Consider the following 6,957-nt stretch of genomic DNA (forward strand, 5'->3'; position numbering starts at 1 on the left):
CCCCTTGCGGCCGTTGGCCTGGGGCCGGTGCGGGTGCGGGGGGGGGGGCGCGGCTGGCCGCGGCGCACCCGGCCCGCGGTCAGGTCCTGTGCCAGGGCCCCGTCACCGCGAACGTCGTGCCGGGCGTGTAGCAGTTGACGTACATCGTGTCGTGGTCCGGCGAGAAGCAGACGCCCGCGAACTCACCCCACTCGGGCTCCTCGGGGGTGCCGATGTTCTGCGCGCCACGAGCCATCGCGTAGACCTCGCCCCGCCGCGTCACGCCGTAGACGTGCTGCGCGCCCCCACCGTCCTCGGCCACCATCAGGCCGCCGCTGGGTGCGAGGCAGATGTTGTCGGGGGACTCGCCGGGCAGCTGGATGTCGGTGCTCGGGCCGAAGACGATCACGAGGGTGAGACGGCGCTCGGACGGGTCGTAGCGCCAGATCTGGCCGAAGTGGTCGGCCGCGGAGCCCTCCGCGCTGTGGGCGAACGACGAGACGAAGTAGACGGACTTCCCGCCCCAGTAGCAACCCTCCAGCTTCTGCGCGTGGGTGATGCCCTTGGGGCCGAAGTCCTGGTCCCTGATGGGCGTTTGAGCGGCGAGCGGGTCCGGTACGTCGACCCATTCGATGCCCTTGAAGCTGGCGCCCGTCTCCTGGATCGCGGACAGGTCGGGCACGCCCGGCACCCGCATGGCCTGCAGCTTGCCGCCCGCGCGGAGCGAGCCGCGGCCGCCCTCGGGCTTCTTGGGCAGGAAGCGGTAGAAGAGGCCGAAGGGCTTGAGGAACGCGTCCTCGGTCTCGTAGACGACGCCCCGCCGTGGATCGACGGCGATCGCCTCGTGCTGGAAGCGGCCCATCGCGGTGAGCGGCACGGCTCCGGTGCGGTGCGGGTCGACGGGGTCGACCTCGAAGATGAAGCCGTGGTCCTTGGTGTAGCCGTTCGTGCCGGCCTTGTCCTCGGTCTCCTCACAGGTCAGCCAGGTGCCCCAAGGGGTCGGCCCGCCCGCGCAGTTGACCGCGGTCCCGGCGATCGCGACGCGCTCGCTCAGGACGTTGTTGTGCCGGTCGAGCGAGAGCGCCGTACAGCCGCCCTTGCCCATCGGGTCGTAGGTGAGGCCCTTGACCGTGGGCACGGCGACTCTGCCGGTGACGCGGTTCTCGTGGTTGCGTACGAGGTTGGTTCCGCCGCCCTTGCCGCGGAACGTGGCCATGCCGTCGAAGTTGCTCGGCACCTTGCCCTCTCCGGACGGCAGATCGCTGCCCTCCCGCGAGAGGACCTTGTAGCGGAAACCTTTCGGCAGATCGAGCAGCCCGGCGGGGTCGGGCACAAGCGGCCCGTACCCGGCCTTGCCCTGCGCGGCTGCGCTCCCGGCGAAGAGCTCCGTGAGCGCGCCGGTGAAGGCGATTCCCGCACCCACCGCACCGGTCCGGGCTAGTACCTGACGTCGTGTCGTGGACATAAAAGGTCGACCTCCTGCTGGCGGACAGGAACATGACCGGATGTGTGTACCACGCGCCTAGGCGTGCGGGAACCACGCGCGTAGCGGTGAGTCGCTACGCCTGTACGAGGCCCTGCGCATCCCGCGCCAGCGCCGTGAGACGCGATATCGCCCGGAAGTACTTCTTCCGGTAGCCGCCGTTCAGCATCTCCTCGCTGAACAGCTGGTCGAAGGGGACACCCGATGCGAGCACCGGGACCTCCCGGTCGTAAAGACGGTCGGCGAGCACGACGAGGCGCAGCGCGGTCGACTGGTCGGGGACGGGCGTCACATTGGTGAGGCAGACGGCGTCGAGCCCTCCGGTGAGCGCTCCGTACCGGCTGGGGTGGACGCGCGCGAGGTGGGCGAGCAGATGCGGGAAGTCGTCGAGGCTCGCCCCGGCGGTCGCGTACGCGGCCTTGGTGACCTGCTCCTCCGAGTACGGAGCGGGAGCCTCCGGAAGACCCCGGTGGCGGTAGTCGTCACCGTCGATGCGCAGCGACTTGAAGTGGGTGGACAGGCCCTGGATCTCGCGCAGGAAGTCGGCGGAGGCGAACCGGCCCTCGCCGAGCTTGCCCGGCAGCGTGTTCGAGGTCGCGGCGAGCGCGACGCCCTCCTCGACGAGGCGCCCGAGCAGCGACGAGACGAGCACCGTGTCGCCCGGGTCGTCGAGCTCGAACTCGTCGATGCAGAGCAGCCGGTGCCCGCTGAGGGTGCGTACGGTCTGCTGGAAGCCGAGCGCCCCGACCAGGTTCGTCAGCTCGACGAAGGTGCCGAACGCCTTCTGCTCGGGCGCTGCGGGCGTCGCGTGCCAGAGGGAGGCGAGGAGGTGGGTCTTGCCCACTCCATAGCCGCCGTCGAGGTAGACACCGCGGGGTCCTGTGGGTGCGGCCGTCTTCTTCTGGAACCAGCGGCGCTTGCCCGCACCGGACGCGTGCGCCCCGCCGAGCCCGGCGGCGAAGCCGCTCAGGACCCGCACGGCCTCGGTCTGGCTCGGCTGATTCGGGTCCGGGATGTACGTATCGAAGCGGACGGAGTCGAAGCGCGGGGGCGGCACCATCTCGGCGACCAGACGGTCGGCGGGGACATGGGGCTCGCGGGCGCACAGCGACTGGGGACCCGCTTCGGCTATGGGGCTCTGCCTGGGGGCGGCGGTGGAGGACGACACGGTTCCTAACTCTAAGCGCCGTGCAAGACTGCTGGACATGCGACGCCTGTTCCCTGTGACCGACCAGACAGACGAAACAGCAGTACGAGAAACGGCAGTACGCGAATGGGGGCTGGGGGAGCTGGCCGACGCGTACGCCTATCCGTCGGGCGACGCCGATCGCTCCGGCGGCACCGTTCCCTCGGGCGGTACCGCCTGGCTGCGCGCCAACATGGTGTCCACGCTCGACGGCGCGGCCCAGCACGACGGCCGGTCGCAGCCGATCTCCAACGACGCGGACATGCGGATCTTCGGCACCCTGCGCGGTATCGCCGATGCCGTGATCGTCGGTGCCGAAACGGTCCGCCAAGAGGGTTACCGGCCGGCACGCGCGCGTGAGGCATTCGCTGAGCGCAGGGAGGCGGCCGGGCAGACGGTGGCGCCCGCGATCGCCGTCGTCAGCGCGAGCCTCAACCTGGATTTCACCCTTCCGCTTTTCACCGAGCCACTGGTGCCCACGCTCGTGGTGACCGGTGCCGCGGCTCCCCCCGACCGGATCGCCGCGGCCGAGAAGGCGGGTGCCGTGGTGGTGATCGCGGGGGAGGGGGCGGTGGTCGAGCCCGAGCGGGTCGCACCCGCCCTGGCCGAGCGGGGCCTGACCAGGCTGCTCACGGAGGGCGGGCCCCGGCTGCTCGGCCAGTTCGTGGCGGCGGGGGCCCTGAACGAGCTCTGTCTGACGGTGTCCCCGATGCTCACCGCGGGGGACGCGCAGCGGATCGCCTGGGGGTCCGCTGTTCAGGTGCCGGAACGGTTCGCACTGGTCTCAGTGCTGGAGGAGGCCGGGTTCCTCTTCACCCGATACCGTCAAACCTGACAATCAGCGGAATCGGCCGTTCCGTTTCGCTTCCGCTGGGCACACTAAAAGTCGCAGACCCCGTGCGGCCACGGGGCAGGATGGTTTCCGCAGAGGCCTGTCGAGACAGACTCTCGGCGGCCCACGGATGAGAAGGGCGCCTGTCGTGTTCACAAGCGTATTGATGATCGAGAAGGCCCTGACCTCCGCCGACGTGGAGTTCGTCACCACCTTGCACGGCGACGAGGCGGTCGACTTCCGGGTGCTGCTCCAGCCCCGCGGCGACCAAGCGGACCGCCTGCTGCGGGCCATCGACGACGTGGCTCTGGGCGAGATCGACGAGGCGGCGAGGGAAGGGGACGTGCCCGAGGGGCAGGAGGCGGCGGCCCCCGCGCGGAAGGCACTGGAGGTCTCGCTGACCGCGCTGCGCGCGGCGGGCTGCGAGGCGCTGGGGCAGCTGATCGAGAACCACCCTCTCGACGCGCTCAAGCAGCTGGTCGACGAGGCGAACGCGGACGAGGTCATCGTCCTCACCGACCCGCACTACGTGGAAGAGTTCTTCCACCGGGACTGGGCGTCTCGTGCCCGGCACAAGGTGGGCGTACCGGTGTTGAAGCTGTTCTCGCACACGGAGGACTGAGCGTTTCTCTGGGTGCGGTGATCAATCTGCGGGCCCGGTGGGGGCTTGTCGCGCAGTTCCCCGCGCCCCTTACGGGGCGGTCGCGCAGGTAGTCTGGCCCTGCTCATCTGCCGTAAATCTTGGACCCCTGGGGAGACACACGTATGGCACCCGGCCTGCCCACCGCCATGGACCGACCGCACTTCATCGGCATCGGCGGCGCCGGAATGTCGGGTATCGCCAAGATCCTGGCCCAGCGCGGCGCCAAGGTGGCGGGCAGCGACGCCAGGGAGTCGGCCACGGCCGAGTCCCTGCGGACGCTGGGCGCCACGGTCCACATCGGCCACGACGCCGCGCACCTCGCGTCCGACGCGACCAGCGTGGTCGTCTCGTCCGCGATCCGCGCCGACAACCCCGAGCTGGCCCGCGCCACCGAGCTCGGCATCCCGGTCGTCCACCGCTCGGACGCCCTGGCCTCCCTCATGGAGGGCCTGCGTCCGATCGCGGTGGCCGGCACGCACGGCAAGACCACGACGACGTCGATGCTCGCGGTCACCCTCTCCACCCTCGGCCTCGACCCTTCGTACGCGATCGGCGGCGACCTGGACGCCCCGGGCTCGAACGCGCTGCACGGCGAGGGCGACATCTTCGTGGCCGAGGCGGACGAGAGCGACCGCAGCTTCCACAAGTACGCGCCCGAGGTCGCCATCGTCCTGAACGTGGAGCTCGACCACCACGCCAACTATGCGTCGATGGACGAGATCTACGAGTCCTTCGAGACCTTCGCGGGCAAGATCGTCCCCGGCGGCACGCTGGTGATCGCGGCGGACCAGGAGGGCGCGGTCGAGCTGACGAAGCGCGTCCGCGAGCTCGGCGAGCTGAAGGTCGTGACGTACGGCGAGTCCGAGGGCTCCGACCTCCGCATCCACAAGATCACCGCGCGTGGCCTGACCAGCGAGGTCACGGTCATCCTGAACGGCAAGTTCCTGACGTTCACGGTCTCGGTCCCCGGCCGCCACTACGCCCACAACGCGGTGGCCGCCCTCGCCGCGGGCATCGCGCTCGGCATCCCGGCGCACAACCTCGCCTCCGCCCTCGGCTCCTACACCGGCGTCAAGCGCCGCCTCCAGCTCAAGGGCGAGGCGGCAGGCGTCCAGGTCATCGACTCGTACGCGCACCACCCCACGGAGATGACGGCCGACCTGGAGGCGATGCGCTCCTCCGCGGGCGGCTCGCGCCTCCTGGTCCTCTTCCAGCCCCACCTCTTCTCCCGCACGCAGGAGCTGGGCAAGGAGATGGGCCAGTCCCTGGCCCTCGCGGACGCCTCCGTGGTCCTGGACATCTACCCCGCCCGCGAGGACCCGATCCCCGGCATCACCAGCGCCTTGATCATCGACGCGGCGGTCGCGGCGGGCGCGGACGTACGGGCCGTGCACGACAAGGCCGAGGCTCCCGCGGTCATCGCGGGAATGACGAGGCCCGGTGATCTCGTTCTCACCATGGGAGCGGGCGACGTCACGGACCTCGGCCCGCAGATCCTGGCCGAACTGTCGAAGTAGTAAGTCGAAGAGTTAAGGGGTTCATTCTCATGTCGTACGACGTCGAGAAGCCGGACGAGCAGTGGCGCGCGGAGCTGAGCCCCTCGGAGTACGCGGTGCTTCGCCAGGCCGGCACGGAGCCCGCGTTCGTGGGGGAGTACACGGACACCAAGACCAAGGGCGTCTACTCGTGCCGCGCGTGCGGCGCGGAGCTGTTCACCTCGCAGGAGAAGTTCGAGTCGCACTGCGGCTGGCCGAGCTTCTTCGACCCCAAGGACACGGACGCGGTCGAGCTGCTCCAGGACACCTCGCACGGGATGGCGCGCACGGAGGTGCGCTGCGCACGGTGCGGCTCGCACCTCGGGCACGTATTCGAGGGCGAGGGCTATGCGACGCCGACGGACCAGCGGTACTGCATCAACTCGATCTCGCTGACGCTGGCGCCCGAAGAGGGCTGACCGTGATCAGCTGCTGACAATGGACCGGATGATGCCCGCACAGGACTTCCTGTGCGGGCATCGCCACGTTTCACCAAGCCCGCGTAGGGCCAGCCGCAGGCCGCGTCGGCGATCAGCCGTGGATGGCGTTGAGGACGGCGGCAAGCTTTTCGGGCGCACTGATCATGGCCATGTGGCCGGTGTCGAGATCGATGACGTCGGGCCGAAGCAGCGCTATGGATCGCTGCTGGAGTTCCTCGACGTAGCACTGGTCGCGCGTGAGGTGCACGTACGTCCGGGGGATCTCGCGTCTGTAGCCGCTCAGGTCCACGGCCTCGCTCAGCAGGGCGGCCGAGTCGTCGGCCAGCCGGTTCAGGGTGGACGCGGTGGTCGCCTCGTCCATGTCGTTGCACAGCATCGCGGCGGCGCCCTCGCGGGTCTGGTGGTAGACGCCGTCGGCGATGGACTGCTCCACCAGACCCCGCACTCCGGGATCGATCTGGTCAAGCACCCGAGACCTGTCCGCAGGCACCACGGCCGACACGAGGACGACGTGGCGGATCCGGTCAGGTATGAGGTCAAGGACACGCGGGACCGTGACGCCCGCGAAGGAGTGACCGACCAGTACCACGTCGCGCAGATCCTTCGCTTCGACGTCCTCGCGGACCGCATCGGCGCAGTCCGCGAGAGTGGCCGTGCCCAGGTCGACTTCGGCCCTGGTCCCGCGCCCCGGAAGGTCGACCGCCAACGCTTCCGCACTGAGATGGGGGATCAGCTCGTCCCAACAGTTCGCGCCGAAGCTTGCCCCATGGATGAGAACGAACGCCACGATTGACCTCCTCGTCAGGGATACCAACCGAACCATAATTGAATTCAGTTCTGCTGTGGAGGCTTGCGGCTG

The 6,957-nt window shown here is 69.6% G+C and carries 7 protein-coding genes; 4 read left to right on the forward strand and 3 right to left on the reverse strand.

What is annotated here, in order from left to right; all coding sequences use genetic code 11:
- Window positions 1-79: 79 nt before the first annotated feature.
- Together ACFQ7F_RS33475 and zapE are read right to left on the reverse strand one after the other, a co-directional pair.
- The gene (locus ACFQ7F_RS33475) at window positions 80-1,444 is read right to left on the reverse strand and encodes an alkaline phosphatase PhoX (RefSeq protein WP_383278788.1); all 1,365 of its coding nucleotides are present in this window, start codon (window positions 1,442-1,444) and stop codon (window positions 80-82) included.
- A gap of 94 nt (window positions 1,445-1,538) precedes the next feature.
- Entirely contained in the window at window positions 1,539-2,630 is a 1,092-nt protein-coding gene (gene zapE / locus ACFQ7F_RS33480; protein ID WP_383278791.1) for a cell division protein ZapE, read from the reverse strand.
- Window positions 2,631-2,667: 37 nt separating this feature from the next.
- Between zapE and ACFQ7F_RS33485 the strand changes: the two genes are divergently transcribed.
- The 4 genes from ACFQ7F_RS33485 to msrB all read left to right on the forward strand — a co-directional run bounded on the left by ACFQ7F_RS33485 (window position 2,668) and on the right by msrB (window position 6,077).
- Window positions 2,668-3,483 (forward strand): pyrimidine reductase family protein, encoded by an 816-nt coding sequence (locus ACFQ7F_RS33485; RefSeq protein ID WP_383278794.1) that lies wholly within the window; start codon window positions 2,668-2,670, stop codon window positions 3,481-3,483.
- Between the two features lie 145 nt (window positions 3,484-3,628).
- Window positions 3,629-4,102 (forward strand): indole-3-glycerol phosphate synthase, encoded by a 474-nt coding sequence (locus ACFQ7F_RS33490; RefSeq protein ID WP_383278797.1) that lies wholly within the window; start codon window positions 3,629-3,631, stop codon window positions 4,100-4,102.
- Between the two features lie 143 nt (window positions 4,103-4,245).
- A complete protein-coding gene (gene murC / locus ACFQ7F_RS33495) occupies window positions 4,246-5,640 on the forward strand; it encodes a UDP-N-acetylmuramate--L-alanine ligase (RefSeq protein WP_383278799.1) in 1,395 nt (464 codons plus the stop codon).
- A gap of 29 nt (window positions 5,641-5,669) precedes the next feature.
- Window positions 5,670-6,077: a peptide-methionine (R)-S-oxide reductase MsrB gene (gene msrB / locus ACFQ7F_RS33500; protein ID WP_383278802.1), complete on the forward strand. Its 408-nt coding sequence runs from the start codon at window positions 5,670-5,672 to the stop codon at window positions 6,075-6,077.
- Window positions 6,078-6,189: 112 nt separating this feature from the next.
- On the opposite strand, the gene ACFQ7F_RS33505 is transcribed toward msrB, so the two are convergent.
- Entirely contained in the window at window positions 6,190-6,885 is a 696-nt protein-coding gene (locus tag ACFQ7F_RS33505; protein ID WP_383278805.1) for an alpha/beta fold hydrolase, read from the reverse strand.
- Window positions 6,886-6,957: the final 72 nt, after the last annotated feature.

This window comes from Streptomyces sp. NPDC056486 (assembly GCF_042795295.1).
GTDB lineage: Bacteria > Actinomycetota > Actinomycetes > Streptomycetales > Streptomycetaceae > Streptomyces.